Raw genomic sequence first — 18,679 nt, 5'->3', positions numbered from 1 at the left:
GCCCACGACACCCGTCCCGCGCAGCCAGGACACCGCCCCGGGCACCCCCACGGGACCACCCCCGCGTCCGCGAAGTCATGCACCGTGAAAGGCGGTTGAAGAACCGCGAGCGGCCCGCCCCACCGGCCGGCGGGTCGCCGGGCCGGGTGGATGCGGACCGCCCCAGGGTTGTCCGGATCTTTACTCGTACGCCAGTACGCGACTCCCCTCATCCGTTCGGGAAGTCGCGCCCGGCCGCCTCACTCCGCCGCCACGCGGCCGTCTCGTCGACGACCGCTTCGCCAGGGCCGTCCTGTCGACGATCACTGCACGGGGGCCATCTCGTCGACGATCCCCGGATGCGCGTCGATCCACTTCTCGACGCCCTCGTCCTCCCGGCCCCGCCCGGCCTTCTGAACGGCCTGCTCCAGGCTCATCAGCTCGTCCGGGGTCATGTGCCAGTTCTTCAGCCAGCCGTTCAGCTCCGCGTACTCGTCGGGGAAGTCCCGGTGCGCCAGCGTACGGATCTGGTTGTTCGCGCCCCAGGTCTTCTCGGGGTCGGCGAGCCGAGTGAGGTCGTACTTGTCGTACGCCCAGTGCGGCGACCAGAGCACGACGGCGATCGGCTCCTTCTTCGCGTAGGCGCGGTCCAGTTCGGCGAGCATCGAACTCGTCCCGGCCTTGGTGAGCTTGAAGTCCGACAGCCCGTAGGCGGGCATGACGGTGTTCTCCAGCCGGACCATCTGACCCGTGCCCGGTTCGATGCCGACGATCCGCCCGTCGAACTCGTCCTTGTGCGTCCGCAGGTCGTCCATGGTGCGCACGCCCTTCACGTACGACGGGACGGCGATCTCCAGCGACGTCCTGTCGTACCAGGCACCGAGGTCCACGAGATCGTTCCGGTACTTGTCCCAGTACGACTTCTGCGCGACCGGCAGCCAGGCGTCGAACTCGACGTCGACCTGACCGGTGGACAGGCCCGTGAACAGCGGTCCGATGTCGAGCTTGGTCTTCTTCGGCCGGTAGCCGCGCTTGTCCAGGACGTTCTCCCAGAGATGGGTGACGGCGATGCCCTCGTCCCACGCCGGATAGCCGATGACCGGCGCGGCACCGGCCTGCCTGCCCTGCTCGTAGCGGGACTCGGCGACCGGGGCCAGCTCGTCGACGATCCCGGGGTTCTTCTTCAGCCAGGCCCTGACACCGTCCTCCTGGTGCCCCTTTCCGGCGGCCTGGACGGCGCCTTCGAGGGAGGTGAGCCGGTCGTCGGTGAGCTCGAAGTCCTTCAGCCAGCGGGCGACCTGGGGTTCGTCCTTCGCGAAGCCCTTCCGCCCCAGCGTGTGGATCCCGTCGCCCGCGCCGAAGGCGCCCTCGGGGTCCTCCAGCTTGGTCAGGTCGTACTTGTCGTACGCCCAGTGCGGCGACCAGAGCGTGACGGCGACGGGCTCCTTCTTCTGGTAGGCGCGGTCCAACTGGGCCAGCATCGCGGAGGTGTTGGACTTGATGAGCTGGTACTCGCCCTTCAGGCCGTACACACTCTGGACCTTGTCCTCGTAGAGCTTGGTCTCGCCCGCGCCGGGCTCGATGCCGTAGATCTTCCCCTTGAACAGATCGCCCTTGCCCTTGAGGTCGTCGAGGGACTTCACGCCCTTGACGTAGGAGGGGACGGCGATCTCCAGCGAGGTCTCGTCGTACCAGCTGCCGTAGTCCTCCAGCCGGTCCTTGTACTTCGCCCAGTACGAGGCGTGCGTGGCCGGCAGCCAGGAGTTGGTCTGGATGTCGACGCTGCCCTGGGCCTGGCCGTTGTAGAGGGCGCCGACCTCCAGCGACCTGGTCTCGGGGGTGAAGCCGCGCCGCTGGAGGATCTCCTTCCAGAGGTAGGTGGAGGCGACGCCCTCGGGCCAGTCGATGTAGCCCATGCTGATCGGGCGTCCCTGGCCGACGTTCGTCGTGACCTCGGTGGTGTCGTCCGACCTGCCGAAGACGTTCAGGCCGCCGGCGACCAGCGCGAGCACGACCACACCGACCATCGCGACCGGGGTGGCCGGCTTCCAGCGCAGGAAACGCAGGCCGCCGAGGGCCGTGCCCGCCTTGGCGAGGGCGCGGCGGCCGAGCGGCGACACACGCTGGTTGAGCGCCCCGGTCATCCGGTCGAGGTAGATCGCGAGGATGACCACCGCGATACCGCCCTCGAATCCGAGGCCGACGTCCACGGAGCTGATGCCGTCGTACACCGTGGAGCCGAGTCCGCCGCCCCCGACCATGCCCGCGATGACGACCATCGACAGGGCCAGCATGATCACCTGGTTGACGCCCGCCATGATCGTGGGCAGCGCCAGCGGCAGCTGCACCCGCCACAGCGTGCGGCGCGGATGGGTTCCGAACGCCTCGGCCGCTTCGACGAGTTCGGCGTCGACCTGCCGGATGCCGAGCTCGGTGAGACGGACGGCGGGCGGCATCGCGAAGACGATGGTGGCGACCATGCCGGGCACCGGCCCCACCCCGAAGAAGAAGATGCCCGGGATCAGATAGACCATCGCCGGCATCGTCTGCATGAAGTCGAGCACCGGGCGGATCGTGCCGCTGACCGCGCGGCTGCGGGCGGCCCAGATACCGATGGGCAGCGCGACGGCGAAGATGATCACGCAGGAGACCAGCACCAGCGCGAGCGAGTTCATCGCCGGTTCCCACTGCTCGATCGAGTCGATGAACGCCAGGCCGGCGAAGGCCAGGACCCCGGGGAGCAGCCCGCGCAGCCAGAGGGCGAGCACGGCGAGGATGCCGGCCAGGAGCAGCGGGTCGGGGGCGGTGAGCACCGTGTTCGCCGCGTCGTACATGACCTCGACGACGACCTTGATCAGATCGAAGAGCGGCCCGAGATTGTCCCGGAGCCAGTCGACGCCGTGGGCGACCCAGTCGCCGATGTGGATCCTAGGCACTGGCCTTCACCGCCCGTACGGCCTTGTCGCGCGGGGCGTCGCACGGCACGGGCGCGGCGTGCGCGCCGTCCCGCCCGTACGCGCCGTCCCGCCCGTGCCCGCCGCCGTGCCCGCCGCCCTCGCCGCCGTCCTGGTCGCCGAGGAAGCCGATCAGGCGTCGCTGCGGAACCACGCCGACGAGGGCGCCCTTCCGGTCGAGCACCGCGACCGGGTGGGACAGGCGGGCGCTGAGCGCGCAGAGTTCCGCGAACGACATGTCGGGCGTCGCGGTACCGCAGCCGCAGTCCGCCTCGTCGCCCCGTACGGCGGTGTCCATGACGGCCCCGGCGGTGAGCACCCGGGAGCGGTCGACGTCCTGGGTGAAGGACGCCACGTAGTCGTCGGCGGGGCGGATCAGGATGTCCTCGGCGGTGCCGGTCTGGACGATACGGCCGTCGCGCATGACGGCGATGCGGTCGCCGAGGCGCATGGCCTCGTTGAGATCGTGCGTGATGAAGACGATGGTCTTCTTCAAAGTCTGCTGGAGCTCCAGCAGTTGGTCCTGCATGTCACGGCGGATCAGCGGGTCGAGCGCGCTGAACGACTCGTCCATCAGCAGCACGTCGGCGTCGGTGGCGAGGGCACGGGCCAGGCCCACGCGCTGCTGCATGCCGCCGGACAGCTCGTCGGGCCAGGACTTCTCCCAGCCGGCCAGGCCGCACAGGGCCAGCGCCTCGGTGGCGCGTCGCAGCCGTTCGGCGCGCGGCACGCCCTGGACCTCCAGGCCGTAGGCGGCGTTCTCCAGGACGCTGCGGTGGGGGAAGAGCGCGAAGTGCTGGAAGACCATGCTGATGCCGGTGGCACGCACCGCCCGCAGTTCACGGTCGTCGATCGCGGTCAGGTCCCGGCCGCCGAAGCGGACATGGCCCGCGGTGGGCTCCAGAAGCCCGTTGAGCATGCGCAGCAGCGTGGACTTGCCGGACCCGGACAGGCCCATGACGACGAAGATCTGGCCCGGCTCCACCGTGAAGGAGGCGTCGATCACGGCGGCGGTGGTGCCCTCGGCGCGCAGTTCCTCACGGTCGGCGCCGGACCTCAGCCGGTCCACCGCGTCGTCGGGTCGTCTGCCGAAGACCTTGAACAGGCCCTCGGCTTCGAGTCTGGATGACTCCCTGGCTGACACATGCACCTCTTGCGATAGCGACGAAACGGCCCGCCTCCCCCGCCCGCAGGCCGACCGTGGAGCGCGGCGGGATCGGCCCGCCCGGCGCGTGGTGTCGACACCACGGCCGGCGCTGCTCCGGGGCCGCGCCTGCCCGGGCCCGACCGGGCGAAACGCGGCCGTGGTCCGCTTCACAGGGCGTTCACCGCAGGCCAGGGGCGTTCACCGAACACCTCCACGGGGCGCACGCGCTGCGACGTCGGGGCCCGTGCGGTAGCGGGCACCGGGGCGGCGCGCGGTCAGGTGCGGGCCCGTGCGCACCGGGGTCGGGGCCGGCGCGCGGTCGCGTCGGGGCCGTCGGCTGTTGCGCGAGGCCCTGTGTCCGTGGTGTACGGCATGATGCGGGGCGTGACCCGACGCCTGATGCTCCTCGACACCGCCTCGCTGTACTTCCGCGCCTACTTCGGGGTGCCGGAATCCGTGAAGGCCCCGGACGGCACCCCGGTGAACGCCGTGCGCGGGCTCCTCGAATTCATCGACCGGCTGGTCAAGGACCACCGGCCGACGGACCTGGTGGCCTGCATGGACGCCGACTGGCGGCCGCAGTGGCGGGTCGACCTCATCCCCTCCTACAAGGCGCACCGCGTCGCCGAGGAGCACGAGGTCGGACCCGACGAGGAGGTGGTGCCGGACACCCTCTCGCCGCAGGTGCCGGTCATCGAGGCGGTGCTGGACGCGCTCGGCATCGCGCGCGTGGGCGTCGCCGGGTACGAGGCGGACGACGTGATCGGCACCTTCACGGCCCGGGCGAAGGACCCGGTCGACATCGTCACCGGCGACCGCGACCTGTACCAACTGGTCGACGACGAGCGCCAGGTACGGGTGCTCTATCCGCTGAAGGGCGTGGGCACACTGCAGCTCACCGACGAGGCGTGGCTGCGCGAGAAGTACGGGGTGGTCGGGCGCGGGTACGCGGACCTGGCCCTGCTGCGCGGCGACCCGAGCGACGGCCTGCCCGGTGTGCCGGGCATCGGCGAGAAGACGGCGGCGAAGCTGCTCGACCAGTTCGGCGACCTGGCCGGGATCATGGCCGCGGTCGACGACCCGGCGGCGAAACTGACCCCGTCGCAGCGCAAGAGGCTCGACGAGGCGCGGGCCTATGTCGCGGTCGCGCCCAAGGTGGTCCTGGTGGCGGCCGACGTACCCTTGCCGGACGTCGACACGGCACTGCCGCGCGAACCGCGGGATCCGGCGGCGTTGGAGGCGCTCGCGGCGCGCTGGGGGCTCGGCGGATCGCTGCAGAGGCTCCTGGCGACGCTCGGAACATGAGAAGTGCGCCTCGGAGGGGGCGTACGCCGGAGGGTGGGGTGACACTTCGGTAGTGAGGGCTCTGAGGCGCGATTCACATCGAGAAGTCCTCCACACGCTCCGAGCATGGGGTGTTCATCAGGGGGAGATGGTAACTTAGGTAAGCCTTATCTAGGTATTTGGGAGGCCGTCATGGCAGAGCGTCCGGAACGCAGGACCCCGAAGCCCCACACCGCGCGAGTCGTCCGCACCGAGCGGCTCACTCCGCACATGCAGCGCGTCGTACTCGGTGGCGACGGCCTCGCCGAGTTCTCCCTGCGCGGCAGCACCGATCATTACGTGAAACTCCTGTTCGGCCCCGAGGGTGTGACCTACCCGGAGCCCTTCGACATCGAGCGGATCCGCGCGGAGTTCCCCCGGGACCGGTGGCCGGTGACCCGGACGTACACCGTGCGCGCCTGGGACCCCGAACTGCGCGAGCTGACCCTCGACTTCGTGCTGCACGGCGACGAGGGCATCGCCGGTCCGTGGGCCACCCGTGTCCAGCCGGGCGAGCTGATCCGTTTCCTGGGCCCCGGCGGCGCGTACGCGCCCAACCCGGAGGCCGACTGGCACCTCCTCGTCGGTGACGAGTCCGCCCTGCCGGCGATCGGCGCCTCGCTGGAGGCCCTTCCCGACGGCGCCCGCGCGCACGCGATCGTCGAGGTCGCCGGCGCCGAGGAGGAACAGAAGATCAACTCCGATGTGGAGGTGGTCTGGTTGCACCGCGGCGACCGTCCCGTGGGCGAGGCCCTCGTCGAGGCCGTACGTGCGCTGGAGTTCCCCGAGGGCCGGCTGCACGCCTTCGTCCACGGCGAGGCCGGCTTCGTCAAGGAGCTGCGCCGGCTGCTCCGCGTCGAACTGGCCGTCCCCCGCGAGGACTTGTCCGTCTCCGGGTACTGGCGCCTCGGCCACGACGAGGACGGCTGGCAGGCCTCGAAGAAGGAGTGGAACGCCCGCGTGGAGGCCGAGCAGGAGAGCCCGCCCGCGACGGTGTGACCCCACGGCCCGACGCCCCCACCGCTTGCCCGGCCCTGTCGGGCGCGCGGCTTCCCCGGGACGCCCCGTGACCGGGCCGGGCGACTTCCCCAGGACAAAGCCCGGTTCACCCGTTTGAATGAACACATGGCTGTTCGGCACACGAGGGCACGCCGCGGAGACCGGACCCGGGCCGGAAACAGGGCCCGGGGCGGAGGCAGGGCCCGGTGCAGAAGCAGGACCTGGGGCGCGGTCACCGTGGTCTCGTCGCTGCTGGTCCTCGGCGGCGTCCCGTACGGCATGGGCACCGCCCCGGCCGCGCCCCCGCCGCAGCCGCCGCCCCAGCTCACGCAGGAGGACGTCGACCGGGCCGTCGAGGCCGTCGACGGCCTCGTCGAGCGCGGCATGGACCGGACCGGGGTGCCGGGCGTCGCGGTCGCCGTCGTCCACAAGGACCGGGTGGTCCACCTAGAGGGCTACGGCAAGCGGCACGTCGGCCAGGACGCCGAGGTCGACGCGGACACGGTGTTCCAGCTGGCGTCCCTGTCGAAGCCGCTGGCCTCGACGGTGGTCGCCGAGGCCGTCGGCGACAAAACCGTCGACTGGGACGACCCGGTGACCGAGCACCTGCCCGGCTTCGCCCTCAAGGACCCGTGGGTGACCGACCACGTCACCCTGGCCGACCTCTTCTCGCACCGCGCCGGCCTCCCGGACCACGCCGGCGATCTCCTGGAAGACCTCGGCTGCGACCAGGACTACATCCTCGACCGCCTCCGGCTGGAGCCTCTGACCCCGTTCCGCGCGAGCTACGCGTACACCAACTTCGGTTTCACGGCGGCGGGGCAGGCCGTCGCCGACGCCGCCGGGACGACCTGGGAGCAGCTCTCCGAGGACCTCCTCTACGACCCGGCCGGCATGGACGCCACCAGCTCCCGCTTCAGCGACTACGAGGGCACGAACAACAAGGCCTTCACCCACGTCCGCGAAGAGGGCTCGGACGGCGGCGACACCACCGACTGGGAGGCGACGTACGTCCGGGACGCCGATGCCCAGGCCCCGGCGGGCGGCGCCAGTTCCTCGGCCCGCGACCTCGCGCGCTGGCTGCGGCTCCAGCTCGCGATCGGCGATCTGGAGGGCGACCGGATCATCGCCGCCGACCCCCTCGAACGCACCCACGTCCCCCAGACCGTCTCCCAGCCGCCGCCCGCGCCGGCGGGCCGCACCGGCTTCTACGGCCTCGGCTGGAACGTCTCCTACAACGACGACGGCCGCCTCCGGCTGAGCCACACCGGCGCGTTCGCCCTCGGCGCCCACACCAACGTCACGATGCTCCCCGGCGAACAGCTCGGCATCGTCGTCCTCACCAACGGCTCCCCCGTCGGCCTCGCGGACGCCGTCGCCCTGAACTTCTTCGACACGGCGCAGCACGGCAAGCCGACCGAGGACTGGCTGGACCTGGCCGCCGGGATCTACGAGCAGGAGGCCGACGAACTCCGCTCCCCCACCGACTACTCCGAGCCTCCGGCCGACGCCTCCGACGCCCGCGCCGACTCCGCCTACACCGGCACCTACGCCAACGCGTACTACGGTCCCCTCACGGTCACCGAGGCGGGCGGCGACCTGACACTGCGGCTGGGCCCCCGGCCCATGACGTTCCGTCTGACCCACTACGACGGCGACACCTTCTTCTTCGAGACCGTGGGCGAGAGCGCGACCGGCCCCTCGGGCGTGACCTTCAAGGGCGACGAGAACGGCCGGGCGACCTCGGTGACGATCGAGGCGTTCGACGCGAACGGGCTGGGGACCTTCAGACGTCCGTGAGCAGCTCCGCGAGCAGGCCGGGGAGGAGGTCCACCAGCCGCGCCAGAGCCTCCGCGAGCGCCACCACCCCCGGGCCCGGCGCCCCGCCCGGTTCGGCCATGTAGAGGTCCCGGCGGATCTCGATCATCAGGGCGCTCACCCTGGGGTCCCGCCCGTAGTACTTCAACGGGACGTACGCGCCCCGGAACGGGCTGTCGACGCCCGTCCCACCGAACCCGCTGAACACCTCCTCGGCGGCGGCGAGCAGCCCGGCCGGAGTGTGGAACGGATCGGTGCCCAGGCAGACGGGCGGGCGGGGACCGTCGCCGTGCAGCTCGTAGGGCAGACGCTCGCTCGGGTACGAGTGGACGTCGACGACCACCACCCGCCCCGCGGCCGCCAGCCGGTCGGTGACGGCGTCGGTCATGGCGTCGGCGTAGGGACGGAAGTAGCCCTCGACGAGCGACCTCCCGCTCCCGTCGAGGGGCAGACCGTCGTGGTCGGCCGGACGCAGCACCTCGCCGTGCGTGGTCCGCGTGTAGACGGCGCCCATGCCCACGGCCAGCATCTCCTCCCGCTCGTCCGGGAACCGCTCGGGGTCGACCACGAGCCGGGACCACCGGTTCACGAACCGCCACGGGCGCACGGCAGACCGCCCGGCGGCCGACTCGGCGATGCGGTCCGTGTACGCGTCGGTGATGTGGTCCAACTCCCGGGCCAGCGCGGTGTCGTCGAGCACGATCCCGCTCCGTACGGCGGCCGGGATCGCGCGCGAACCGTGCGGCACGTGCAGCAGCACGGGCGACTCGGGAGCGCCCGGGTGGAGCAGGTGGCAGGGCGGCGACGCGTCGTTCATCCGGAGGTTCCTCACCGCGGTCGTCGGGGCGGGCCGGCCGCCCGCAGCCGCTCAGCATAGAAGCGACGCTCCACCGGCCCCACCGCGGCACCCGTCCGGGCGCGCTCCACGACCGCACCGCGGCCTTCGCACCGCAACCGGACCGCCGCCTCCGGGCCTTCGCGCATGGCCCGGGCCCGCGTCCCGGGCGTTGTTGAGCGTGGCTCGGCCGCGCCTTGTCCCGACCCTCCACCCCTGCCACGGTCGTGAGGATTTGGGCTCGCCCCGGACACGGTCGCGTGACGCGCGCGACACAGGCCTCCCCTAATTTCTGTCGCCCGACAGGAATGCGCGCGCTCGTGCGCGAGAGCTCGCGTCCCCCCGGGCGCGAAGGCTCGCGCCGCTTGTTGCGAAAGCAGGTTGCCGCCATGACGAGCACCGCCCCCGAACTCCGTCCGGAGCCACCCCACTCCCCCGACGACCGCTCCCTGACCGAGTTCGGCTACCGCCAGGAACTGCACCGCAGCCTGAGCAGATACGCCTCGTTCGCCGCCGGTTTCTCCTTCATCTCGGTCCTCACGACCGTCTTCCAGTTCTTCGCCTTCGGATACGCGTTCGGCGGCCCGGTCTTCTTCTGGACCTGGCCGGCGGTGCTCGTCGGCCAGCTGCTGGTGGCCGCCTGCTTCGCGGAACTCGCGGCGCGCTACCCGATATCGGGCTCGATCTACCAGTGGTCCTCGCGCCTGTCCAACCGGACCTTCGGCTGGTTCGCCGGCTGGATCATGGTGATCGGACAGATCGTGGTGGTCGCGGCGGCCGCGCTCGCGCTCCAGATGGTGCTGCCGGCGATCTGGTCGGGCTTCCAGTTCGTGGGCGGCGACCCGGCACCCACGTCGTCGACGGGGGCGGCGAACGCGGCCGTCCTGGGCGTGCTCCTGCTGGTCCTCACGACCATCGTGAACGTCCTCGACAACCGGGTGCTGTCCGTGGTCAACCGGGTGGGCGTGACCGCCGAGATCATCGGCGCGATCCTGATCGTCGTCCTGCTCCTCACCCACTCCGAGCGCACCCCCGGCATCACGTTCCACATGGCCGAGGGCAGTACCGATCTGCTGGGGGCCCTGCTGGTGGGCTCGTTCATGGCGGCGTACGTGATGATCGGCTTCGACAGCGCGGGCGAGATGAGCGAGGAGACCCACAACCCCCGCCGCACCGCGCCCCGCACGATCCTCACGGCCCTCGGCGCGGCCGGTCTGCTCGGCGGTCTGCTCGTGCTCGGCGGTCTGCTCGCCGCGCCGAGCCTGACCGACGGCAGGCTCGGCGTGGACGGCCTGAGCTATGTGCTGACCAGCAGCCTCGGTGACGGCGTGGGCCGCCTCCTGCTCGCGGACGTGGTGGTGGCGATCATCGTGGCCACACTCGCGATCCAGACGTCGGCCTGCCGCATGCTCTTCTCGATGGCCCGCGACGGCCGGCTCCCCTTCGCCGCACGGCTCGCCGAGGTCAACCCCCGCACCGGCATGCCCACCGCCCCCGCCGTGGTCGTCGGTGTCCTCGCCGCCGCCCTGCTGCTCCTCAACTTCGCCTCACCGGAGGCGTTCCTGGCCATCGGCACGACCTGCATCGTGATGCTGTACCTGGCGTACGCGATGGTCACCGGTCCGCTCCTGATCCGTCGGCTGAAGGGCACGTTCCCCACCGCCGGCACCGACGAGACCGGCAAGCCCCTGTTCTCCCTGGGACGCTGGGGCATTCCCGTCAACGCCCTCGCCCTCCTCTACGGCCTCTTCATGACCGTCAACCTGGCCTGGCCCCGAGCGGAGGTCTACGACCCGGCCGGCGGCCACTGGTGGTTCCAGTGGTTCACGGTCCTGTTCCTCCTGGCCACGATGGCCGCGGGTACCGCGTACCACCTCCTCCACAAGCACCGCACACCCTCCGGTTGACGCTCGTCCCGCTGCGCACCAACACCCCGTCCCGCCTCGGCACCGCACCGTCCGCCCGCCCGGCACACAGGCCCGGCACAGACGGCGCGCCGGGCAGGGCGGGGCCGAGGGCCGCTCCATGCGCCGGGGTCGTACGCCCTTTCAGCCGCCCTGAAGCCAGCGCATGGTGCGAAGTGGTGGGCTGCCAGGGCGGGTTGCCGCCGCACCCAGGGGGCCGGAATGAGAGAGCGTCCGACGGTGTGTCATACACCTTTCGCAGGGAGTGGCCTGTTTTCGCAGCTCCCGCCCCAAATTCAAGCCAAACGATTGACAAATCATCATAGGGCTTCCCTGCTCGCGCCTCCGGACGGTCCGCCGAGGTTGACGCGGGACAACGTGGAGCGGATGGTGGTTTGGAAGGTCAATTCCCCGGAGAGCGTCCAGAGGAAGGCGGGGCGATTCACGGCCTGGTCACCGACGGCTCGGTCGCGGCGATGGTGATCACGGATTTTCTGCACCGTCCGTATGTCACCTCGAAGCTCACGGCCGACGACACCGCCCGGCACGCGGGCAGCCAGGCCCCGTTCGACCGGTTCCGCCGGCACGACCAGCAAGCCCGGTTCGTACGCCGGTCGGCGGCGCCCGCCGACGCGGCACAGGGAGCACAGCGCGTCATTCAAGGCCTGGTGGCGGCTTGTACGCCGTCGACCAGGACAGAGGGCGGTGCAGAGGCACGTCGTCACAGACAGGAGGCAGCCGTGGCGGACACCTTCCAGATACCCTCGTTCTACATGCCGTTCCCGGCCAGGGTGAACCCTCACTTGGAAGAGACCCGTCCACGTGTTCGCGCGTGGGCGTACTCCATGGGATTACTCGAACCGCAGCACACCGATTCGCACCACGGCGGGTGGAGTGCCGAGGTCTTCGACCGGGCGGACTTCACCCGTTTCACGGCCCTGACCTATCCACACGCATCAGCACGTGAGCTGGAACTGCTGTCCTGCTGGCACAGCGTGATCTGGTGCCTCGACGACATCTTCCTGCCCTGGTGCGAGGCTCTCGGCAAGCGGGAGCAGATCCTCGACCACATCGAGCGCCTGATGTCCTTCCTGCCGGTGGCGGCACAGGTCCCGGCCGCCGGCCCGGCTCCGAAGGAGCCCCTGGAGCGCGCGCTGGCGGACCTGTGGCAGCGCACCGCCCCCGCGGCATCCCTCTCGTGGCAGTTCCTGTACACCAGATCGCTCCGACAGTTCCTGGAAGCCTCGCTGTGGGAGACGGAGAACCTCACCCGCCCTCGGTTCCCCGACCTCATCGAGCAGACGGAGATGCGCCGTGACTACGGCGCGGCCGGGTGCAGCGCGCTGCTGATGGAGCACTCGCTCGGCTGGGAGATAACCGAGGACATCCGCGCCACCCGTCCCTTCTCCGTACTGATCAACGCGTTCCGCGACACCGTCGACCTGCACAACGACATCGTGTCCTACCCCAAGGAAGTGCGCGAAGGCGTCGCCAGGAACAACATCGTGCGCGTCACCCAGGAACTGCACGGCGTCCCCCTCCACGAGGCCGTCTCGCTCGTCAACCGCATCTTGACGGGGCGGGTCAGGACGCTGGAGGAGACGGTCAGGTCGGACCTTCCGCAGGCTCTGCACGACCTGCGTACGAACCAGCACACCCAGCGCGCCGTCCTGCGCCACGCCCGGGCCATCCAGGGCTGGGCCGCGGGCTCCTACCACTGGCACGAGGACACCGATCGCTACCGGTGCGCCGCCTGACGCCATCGCCCGAAGGCCTGCCCGGAAGAGGGACCGGACCGCACCGGCGCGTCCGGTCCCCTCGTACGCTTGACCGTGATGAGACGCAAGAGTCCGGTCCCCCCTTCCCCGCTGCCGCAGCGCGACGGCATCGATCCGGTGCGGGTCAGGCTGCCGCAGGGGACGGCGTGGGCGACCGTACGCGATCACCTGGTGGAGCGGCTCGCGGCCGGGCCGGGCGTGATCGACGGCATGCTGGACGCGGGACTGATCGTGGGCGCCGACGGGCGGCCCGTGCCGCGGGACACAGTGTATGTGCCGGGCATGTACGTGTGGTTCCACCGGGACCTGCCGTACGAGGTGCCGGTGCCGTTCGCGCTGGACGTCGTGTACCGCGACGAGCACGTCGTCGTGGCCGACAAGCCGCACTTCCTGGCCACGACACCTCGCGGCAGCCATGTCACCGAGACCGCGCTCGCCCGGCTCCGTCGTGAGCTGGGGCTGCCCGCGCTGAGCGCCGCCCACCGGCTGGACCGGCTCACCGCCGGGCTGCTGTTGTTCACCGTGCGCCCCGAGGAGCGCGGCGCCTACCAGTCGCTGTTCCGCGACCGCCTCGTCGCCAAGGAGTACGAGGCCGTCGCCCCGTACGACCCGGAGCTAGCCCTTCCCCGCACCGTGCGCAGCCGGATCGTGAAGGAGCGCGGGGTCATGGCGGCCCGAGAGGTCGAGGGCGAACCCAACGCCGTCAGCGGGGTGGAGCTGCTGCGGCACCGGGACGACGGCCTGGCCCTCTATCGGCTCACGCCCCGCACCGGGCAGACGCATCAACTGCGGGTGCACATGGCCGCAGTGGGCGTACCGATCCTCGGTGACCCGCTGTACCCGGACGTGCGCGACCCCGTGCCGGCCGACGACTTCAGACGCCCGCTGCAACTGCTGGCGCGGACGCTGGAGTTCACCGATCCGGTCACGGGGCGCGAGCACCGGTTCGTGAGCGGGCGGGTGCTTCAGGCGTGGGCGTCGTACGAGGAGTGGGCGGGCACACCGTACGACGCCCGGGCCTGAGGGGGTGGCTATCGGCCGCTCAGCCACAGCAGCACGCGGCGCAGGAGCCCGGGACGGGCGGGCGGTTGGGCTGTCGCCGGCGCCGGCTGCGCGGTCCCGGAGACGGGGCACCCGGGCGGCGGGCTCGCCACAGTGGCCCTCTGGCCCTCACGCTGGGCCGGCACCGGACGGCCGAGGGGCCGCGGCTCCAGGACCTCCTTGTCCTTCGGCTCGAAGCGCACCGGAAGCCGGACGAGATGCCGGGTCGAGATCGAGGCCCGCCACCGCAGCTCGTGTTCCTCGCAGTTGAGCTGGATGTCCGGAAGACGCGCCAGGAGGGCGTCGACACCGACGTCGGCGATGGCTCGGCCCGTGTCCTGGCCCGGGCACTCGTGCGGGCCGCCGCCGAAGGCGAGGTGGGAGCGGTTGCCCTGCATGTTGGCGGTGAGATCGGGCCGTACCCGCGGGTCGACGTTGCCCGGTGCGATACCGAAGAGCAGACCGTCGCCCTTTCGGATCCGCTGACCGCCCAACTCCGTGTCCTGCTTGGCGAAGTAGGCGAGCTGGGTGCTGAACGGGGGCTCGTCCCACAGGGACTGCTCGACCGCCTCGGGCACCGTCATCTGGCCGCCCTTGAGCTGGGCGCGGAACCCGGGGTTGGTGAGGACCACCCGCAGCACGTTGGCGAGGAGGTTGGTGGTGGCCTCGTACGCGGCGATGAGCACGACGCGCAGGTGCTGGCTCACCTCCTCGTCGTTGAGCTTGGCCGGGTGGTTGATCAGGTGACTGGTGAAGTCCTCCTGGGGGTTGGACCTGCGGCGGGCGGTGAGCCCCATCAGGGCATCCATGATGTAGGCGTTGCTGGCGATGGCCGTCTCGGTGCCCTTGAGCATGTCGCGGGCCGCGTGCACCAGCCGTTCGTTGTACTCCTCGGGCATGCCGAGGATCTCGCACATCACCGCCATCGGCAGGTGCTCGGCGAACTGGCTGACGAGGTCCGCCTCGCCCTCTTCGCAGAACTCGTTGACGAGCTGCTGGGTGTAGCGGTTGATGCTGCGGCGGATGCCCCGGAAGTTGATGGTCGACATGGCGCCGGTGACCGCGCCGCGCAGCCGCAGGTGCTCGTCACCCTCGGCGTGGCAGCAGATCGGCTGCCACGCGATGTGCGGCATCAGCGGGTTGTCGGGCTTGAACGTGCCGTCCTGGAGCTTGTTCCAGAGCCGGGTGTCCCGGGAGTACTGCGACGGCGTGCTCACCATGTGCAGGTTCTCGCCGTGCCCCAGCACCACCCAGATGGGTACGTCGTCGTGGAGCAGGGCGGGGGCCACCGGGCCGTGTTCCGCGCGGAGCTTCTCGTACACGGCTCCCAGGTCCTCCGCCTCGGGGCCGTACAGACGGCGGAGCCCGCCGGGGCCCGTGCCGTGGGCGGGGCAACCGGGGGGCGGCCCGAGTGTGGGGTCGTCCGTGCCGGTCAGGGACTTTGATTCAGGCGTCACGGTGCTCGCTCCGAACTGAGGTGGATCCGGTGTCTGAAGGTGAGGGAAGTGCGGGGAGGCGACGCAAAGCGCCTGGCGCGCGCGGGCGCGCGCCGGTCAGGCCGTGGCCGCTCCCGGTCCCGCCGCCCCCGACATCGCCAGGGAGTGCAGGAAGGTCATGAGAGTCATCAGGACGTCCCGGCTGGACGCCCGGCGGCGTACGTCGCAGCGGATGATCGGGATCTCCTCGGCCAGGTCGAGGGCCTGGCGCAGCTCCTCGATGGCGTAGCGGGGCGCGTCCGGGAAGTCGTTGACGGCGACGACGAAGGGCACACCGCGCTCCTCCAGGCGGCCCATGACGTCGAAGCTGACCTCCAGCCGGCGGGTGTCGACCAGGACGACCGCCCCGAGGGCACCCTCGAACAGGCCGTTCCACAGGAACCAGAAGCGCTCCTGTCCGGGGGTGCCGAACAGATAGAGCACCAGCTCGTCCGTGATGCTGATGCGGCCGAAGTCCATGGCCACGGTGGTGGCCGTCTTGGACTTGGAGCCGAAGTTGTCGTCGACCCCGATGCCGGCCTGGGTCATGGTCTCCTCGGTCGTCAGCGGCCTGATCTCGCTGACGGACCCCACCATGGTCGTCTTGCCGACGCCGAAACCGCCCACGATCACGATCTTCGCCGCTGCCTGTGCGGTGTGCGGCAGGTGGTCCTCGGTCCGTGGACCCGTGATGGTGTCAGAGCTTTTGAAGTCCATGCATCACCGCTTCGAGGAGGGAACGGTCCGCCCGCGCCTGCCGGACGACCGGTGCGCGTGCCTGAACCAGTTCGGCCGTCAGCAGCTCGGTGAGCAGGACGGTCACCACGCTGATCGGCAGGTTGAGATAGGCCGAGATCTCGGCCACGGACAGGGGGGCCTGGCAGATCCGGAGCAACGCCGACTGCTCAGGAGCGGCGGACGGCGGCGGATCGGCGCGCGCCACGATTAACGTGACAAGGTCGATCGGGGCTCGCTCGCCCTCCGCGCCGGTGAGGATGTAGAGCCGCTCGGGCGGGCGACCGCCCGACTCGCCCCCGGGTTCCTCGCCCTCGGCCTGCGAGGAGGACGAGGACGGCTGGGGCAGCGGAGGTGGCGGGGGCGAGGGCTCGTGGTTGGGCTGGCGCCGTCGGCGTTGCGGAGGCGTCATACGGTCTGCCCGTTGCGCCGCGGCGGACTGGTGAGGTGGGAGCCGATCCGGTCGACGAGGTCGCGCATGCGGTTGCTCATCAGGCCGGGTTCGGCGACCTCGTTGGCGAGGACCGCGAGGTAGGCGTTGGCACCGGCGGCCATCATGTAGAAGTAGCCGCCGTTGATCTCGATGATGACCATCCGCATGTGGCCGTCGCTCTGGGGGATCTCACCGGCCACGGCGCCGGCCAGGCTCTGCAGTCCCGCGCAGGCGGCGGCGACCCGGTCGGCGGCGTCCGGGTCACCACCGTGGCGGGCGATCCGAAGACCGTCGGCGGAGAGCACGACGATCTGCTGGATACCGGGTACGCCGTCGGCCAGATCCTTCAGCAGCCAGTCGAAATTGGCTCGTTGCTGGATCACTTGAGGTCCCCCTCGTCGTCGGCCTCGGTGCGGGCCGGCTCGGTGTTCGCGGTGAGAGCGTCGTTGCTCACGATGGCTGCGGTGGACGCCGTCGGGTCGTCCGGGTTCCGTCGGGCGTTCGGGTCGGGGTCGCCCTTGAGCCCGGCCATGAACGCCTCGACCCACATGCCGGGCGGCGGCAGTTCCTTCTCCGGCTCGGGCTCCGGCTGCCACACGGGGGCGGCGGCCATGGCGGCCTCGGCGGCGGCCTCCGCGGCGGCGGCCTCGGCGTAGCGCTGGCTGAGCGGGATCTTGCTGCGGCTGCGGCGCTGCGGCAGGCCGTTGGCGGTCCACTCGGTGACGACGGGAACGTCGTCCTCCATGTCCCGGCTCATCTCCTCCGCGGAGCTCGGGATCCGCGGGCCGGTGGTCGGGCGACGGCGCTTGGGTTTGCGGTCGGGGCCCGGGACGCCGCCGTTGTCGATGGTCGTCACGGCGCCGGCGCCGATGCCGTGCGCGAGGCCGGGGGCGGGTTCGTCGGTCAGCAGGTCGCGGGGCACGATGATCACGGCGCGGACGCCGCCGTAGGCGGAGGGCCGCAGCGAGACGTGCATCTTGTACATGGTCGACAGACGGCCCACGACGGCGAGGCCGAGGCGCGGGGTGTCGCCCATCTCCTGGATGTCCACGCCCTGCTGGGCCTTGGCGAGCATGTCCTCGACCTTGGCCCGGCTCTCCTCGCTGAGGCTGATGCCGCCGTCCTCGATCTCGATGGCGATGCCGGTCTGCACCTCCACGGCGGTGACGTGCACCTTGGTGTGGGGCGGCGAGTAGCGGGTGGCGTTGTCGAGGAGTTCGGCGCAGGCGTGGATGACCGGTTCGACACCGACGCCGTTGACGTTGACCTTGGCGATCGATTCGAGCTCGATGCGGCGGTACTCCAGGATGCGGGACATGGCGCCGCGCAGCACGCTGTAGAGCGGCACGGGCCGGGACCACACGCGGCCGGGACGGCTGCCGCCGAGGACGGCGATGGAGTCGGCGAGACGGCCGATCAGGGCGGTGCCGTGGTCGATGCGCAGCAGGTCGTCGAAGACCTCGGGGTTGCGCCCGTGGTCCTCCTCCATCTCGCGGAGTTCGTTGTTCTGCTGGTGCACGATCGCCTGGACGCGGCGGGCGATGTTGACGAACGACCGCTGCGAGGAGTCGCGCAGTGCTTCCTCGCGGTCGACGATGGTGAGGAGGATGCGCAGCAATTCGCGCTGGGATTCCGGAAGTTCGCGCCACTCGGCGTCACCGTCGACGACGTGACGAATCACCTCTGAGGGGGATTCTCCGGTGCGCAGCCGGTACAGCGCGGCGGGCAGGATCTCCTTGCCCAGCCGGATGAACTCCTCGTCGTGGGCGGCGATCCGCTGTTCGAGGAAGGTGGTCCGGCGCTGCTGTTCGGCGCGCAGTTCCCGGACCGTACGACGGCCGCCGCGGACCGCGACGACGGCGACCGTGAGCAGCAGGAGCGTCGCGACGGCTCCGCACGAGCCGACGGCGAGCCGGGCCGGACCCGTCACCAGGAAGACGGTGGTCCCGGTCGCCGCGGCCATCAGTATCGCCGGTAGCGGCAGCACGCGCGCGTAGGGAAGTTCACGGCCACCGGGAGGCGATTGAACACTCACCATGTATGCCCTCTAAAGACGGTTCGGCTGTTGGTCGGGGGACTTGCGGGGAGTTGCTGGAGGTTGCTCGGGTTCATCCGCGAATCAAACTGGATCTTCGGTATTTTTTGGAACAAGCGCCCGAATACATCTCAACTCGGTGCGCTGCGGGCGAGCTTAGTCCGACCGGATCATCGCTGTGTCATATTCAGCAACCGCCTGAAATCACCCTCGCGCAAGGAGT

General features: G+C 70.7%; 14 protein-coding genes and 1 pseudogene. 7 read left to right on the top strand and 8 right to left on the bottom strand.

Translation table 11 applies throughout. From position 1 onward, the window contains the following. Window positions 1-302 precede the first annotated feature (302 nt). Window positions 303-2,915: an ABC transporter permease/substrate binding protein gene (locus GWK25_RS15900; RefSeq protein WP_215450874.1), complete on the bottom strand. Its 2,613-nt coding sequence runs from the start codon at window positions 2,913-2,915 to the stop codon at window positions 303-305. Then, the gene (locus GWK25_RS15895) at window positions 2,908-4,077 is read right to left on the bottom strand and encodes a betaine/proline/choline family ABC transporter ATP-binding protein (RefSeq protein ID WP_308404243.1); all 1,170 of its coding nucleotides are present in this window, start codon (window positions 4,075-4,077) and stop codon (window positions 2,908-2,910) included. The genes GWK25_RS15900 and GWK25_RS15895 overlap by 8 nt, the downstream gene beginning before the upstream one ends. Window positions 4,078-4,455: 378 nt before the next feature. Between GWK25_RS15895 and GWK25_RS15890 the strand changes: the two genes are divergently transcribed. The 3 genes from GWK25_RS15890 (at window position 4,456) to GWK25_RS15880 (ending at window position 8,202) form a co-directional block, all read left to right on the top strand. Further along, the gene (locus tag GWK25_RS15890) at window positions 4,456-5,385 is read left to right on the top strand and encodes a 5'-3' exonuclease (protein ID WP_215457391.1); all 930 of its coding nucleotides are present in this window, start codon (window positions 4,456-4,458) and stop codon (window positions 5,383-5,385) included. Window positions 5,386-5,556: 171 nt separating this feature from the next. Beyond that, window positions 5,557-6,402, top strand: a complete 846-nt coding sequence (locus GWK25_RS15885; RefSeq protein WP_215450873.1) for a siderophore-interacting protein — start codon at window positions 5,557-5,559, stop codon at window positions 6,400-6,402. Between the two features lie 279 nt (window positions 6,403-6,681). Next, on the top strand, window positions 6,682-8,202 hold the full coding sequence (locus GWK25_RS15880; RefSeq protein WP_251829844.1) for a serine hydrolase: 1,521 nt from the start codon (window positions 6,682-6,684) through the stop codon (window positions 8,200-8,202). Here the strand turns inward: GWK25_RS15880 and GWK25_RS15875 are convergent. Continuing rightward, on the bottom strand, window positions 8,189-9,037 hold the full coding sequence (locus tag GWK25_RS15875; RefSeq protein WP_215450871.1) for an N-formylglutamate amidohydrolase: 849 nt from the start codon (window positions 9,035-9,037) through the stop codon (window positions 8,189-8,191). The two genes, GWK25_RS15880 and GWK25_RS15875, sit on opposite strands and share 14 nt — an antisense overlap. A 407-nt stretch (window positions 9,038-9,444) precedes the next feature. On the opposite strand from GWK25_RS15875, the gene GWK25_RS15870 reads away from it, so the two are divergent. From GWK25_RS15870 to GWK25_RS15855, 4 genes and pseudogenes are all read left to right on the top strand, one after another. Next, a complete protein-coding gene (locus GWK25_RS15870; RefSeq protein WP_215450870.1) occupies window positions 9,445-10,962 on the top strand; it encodes an amino acid permease in 1,518 nt (505 codons plus the stop codon). Window positions 10,963-11,435: 473 nt separating this feature from the next. Next, window positions 11,436-11,582, top strand: a pseudogene (locus GWK25_RS43500) (hypothetical protein); the annotation flags it as partial. A 222-nt stretch (window positions 11,583-11,804) separates the two neighbouring features. Then, window positions 11,805-12,716 (top strand): hypothetical protein, encoded by a 912-nt coding sequence (locus GWK25_RS15860; protein ID WP_251829843.1) that lies wholly within the window; start codon window positions 11,805-11,807, stop codon window positions 12,714-12,716. 78 nt (window positions 12,717-12,794) lie between these two features. Beyond that, window positions 12,795-13,760, top strand: coding sequence for an RluA family pseudouridine synthase (locus GWK25_RS15855; protein WP_215450867.1), 966 nt, complete (start codon window positions 12,795-12,797; stop codon window positions 13,758-13,760). An 8-nt stretch (window positions 13,761-13,768) separates the two neighbouring features. Here GWK25_RS15855 and GWK25_RS15850 read toward each other — a convergent pair whose 3' ends face one another. The 5 genes from GWK25_RS15850 to GWK25_RS15830 form a co-directional block, all read right to left on the bottom strand. After that, window positions 13,769-15,235 (bottom strand): cytochrome P450, encoded by a 1,467-nt coding sequence (locus tag GWK25_RS15850; protein WP_215450866.1) that lies wholly within the window; start codon window positions 15,233-15,235, stop codon window positions 13,769-13,771. A 96-nt stretch (window positions 15,236-15,331) separates the two neighbouring features. After that, window positions 15,332-15,970, bottom strand: coding sequence for an ATP/GTP-binding protein (locus tag GWK25_RS15845; RefSeq protein ID WP_215450865.1), 639 nt, complete (start codon window positions 15,968-15,970; stop codon window positions 15,332-15,334). After that, window positions 15,951-16,400 (bottom strand): DUF742 domain-containing protein, encoded by a 450-nt coding sequence (locus GWK25_RS15840; RefSeq protein WP_215450864.1) that lies wholly within the window; start codon window positions 16,398-16,400, stop codon window positions 15,951-15,953. Before GWK25_RS15840 ends, GWK25_RS15845 begins: the two co-directional genes overlap by 20 nt. Next, complete coding sequence (locus GWK25_RS15835; RefSeq protein ID WP_033531682.1) at window positions 16,397-16,804, bottom strand: roadblock/LC7 domain-containing protein; 408 nt, start codon at window positions 16,802-16,804, stop codon at window positions 16,397-16,399. Before GWK25_RS15835 ends, GWK25_RS15840 begins: the two co-directional genes overlap by 4 nt. Then, window positions 16,801-18,459, bottom strand: a complete 1,659-nt coding sequence (locus tag GWK25_RS15830; protein WP_215450863.1) for a sensor histidine kinase KdpD — start codon at window positions 18,457-18,459, stop codon at window positions 16,801-16,803. Before GWK25_RS15830 ends, GWK25_RS15835 begins: the two co-directional genes overlap by 4 nt. Between the last annotated feature and the right edge of the window lie 220 nt (window positions 18,460-18,679).

It is taken from the genome of Streptomyces sp. ATCC 21386 (assembly GCF_018728545.1).
GTDB lineage: Bacteria > Actinomycetota > Actinomycetes > Streptomycetales > Streptomycetaceae > Streptomyces.
Note: the sequence above shows the minus strand (reverse complement) of the source record. Positions and strands in the feature narration are given on the sequence as shown.

Coding starts and splice junctions, on each gene's coding strand:
- GWK25_RS15890 (WP_215457391.1), top strand. CDS start 4,456: ATGCGGGGCGTGACCCGACGCCTGATGCTCCTCGACACCGCCTCGCTG.
- GWK25_RS15885 (WP_215450873.1), top strand. CDS start 5,557: ATGGCAGAGCGTCCGGAACGCAGGACCCCGAAGCCCCACACCGCGCGA.
- GWK25_RS15880 (WP_251829844.1), top strand. CDS start 6,682: ATGGGCACCGCCCCGGCCGCGCCCCCGCCGCAGCCGCCGCCCCAGCTC.
- GWK25_RS15875 (WP_215450871.1), bottom strand. CDS start 9,037: ATGAACGACGCGTCGCCGCCCTGCCACCTGCTCCACCCGGGCGCTCCC.
- GWK25_RS15870 (WP_215450870.1), top strand. CDS start 9,445: ATGACGAGCACCGCCCCCGAACTCCGTCCGGAGCCACCCCACTCCCCC.
- GWK25_RS15860 (WP_251829843.1), top strand. CDS start 11,805: ATGGGATTACTCGAACCGCAGCACACCGATTCGCACCACGGCGGGTGG.
- GWK25_RS15855 (WP_215450867.1), top strand. CDS start 12,795: ATGAGACGCAAGAGTCCGGTCCCCCCTTCCCCGCTGCCGCAGCGCGAC.
- GWK25_RS15845 (WP_215450865.1), bottom strand. CDS start 15,970: ATGGACTTCAAAAGCTCTGACACCATCACGGGTCCACGGACCGAGGAC.
- GWK25_RS15840 (WP_215450864.1), bottom strand. CDS start 16,400: ATGACGCCTCCGCAACGCCGACGGCGCCAGCCCAACCACGAGCCCTCG.
- GWK25_RS15830 (WP_215450863.1), bottom strand. CDS start 18,459: ATGGTGAGTGTTCAATCGCCTCCCGGTGGCCGTGAACTTCCCTACGCG.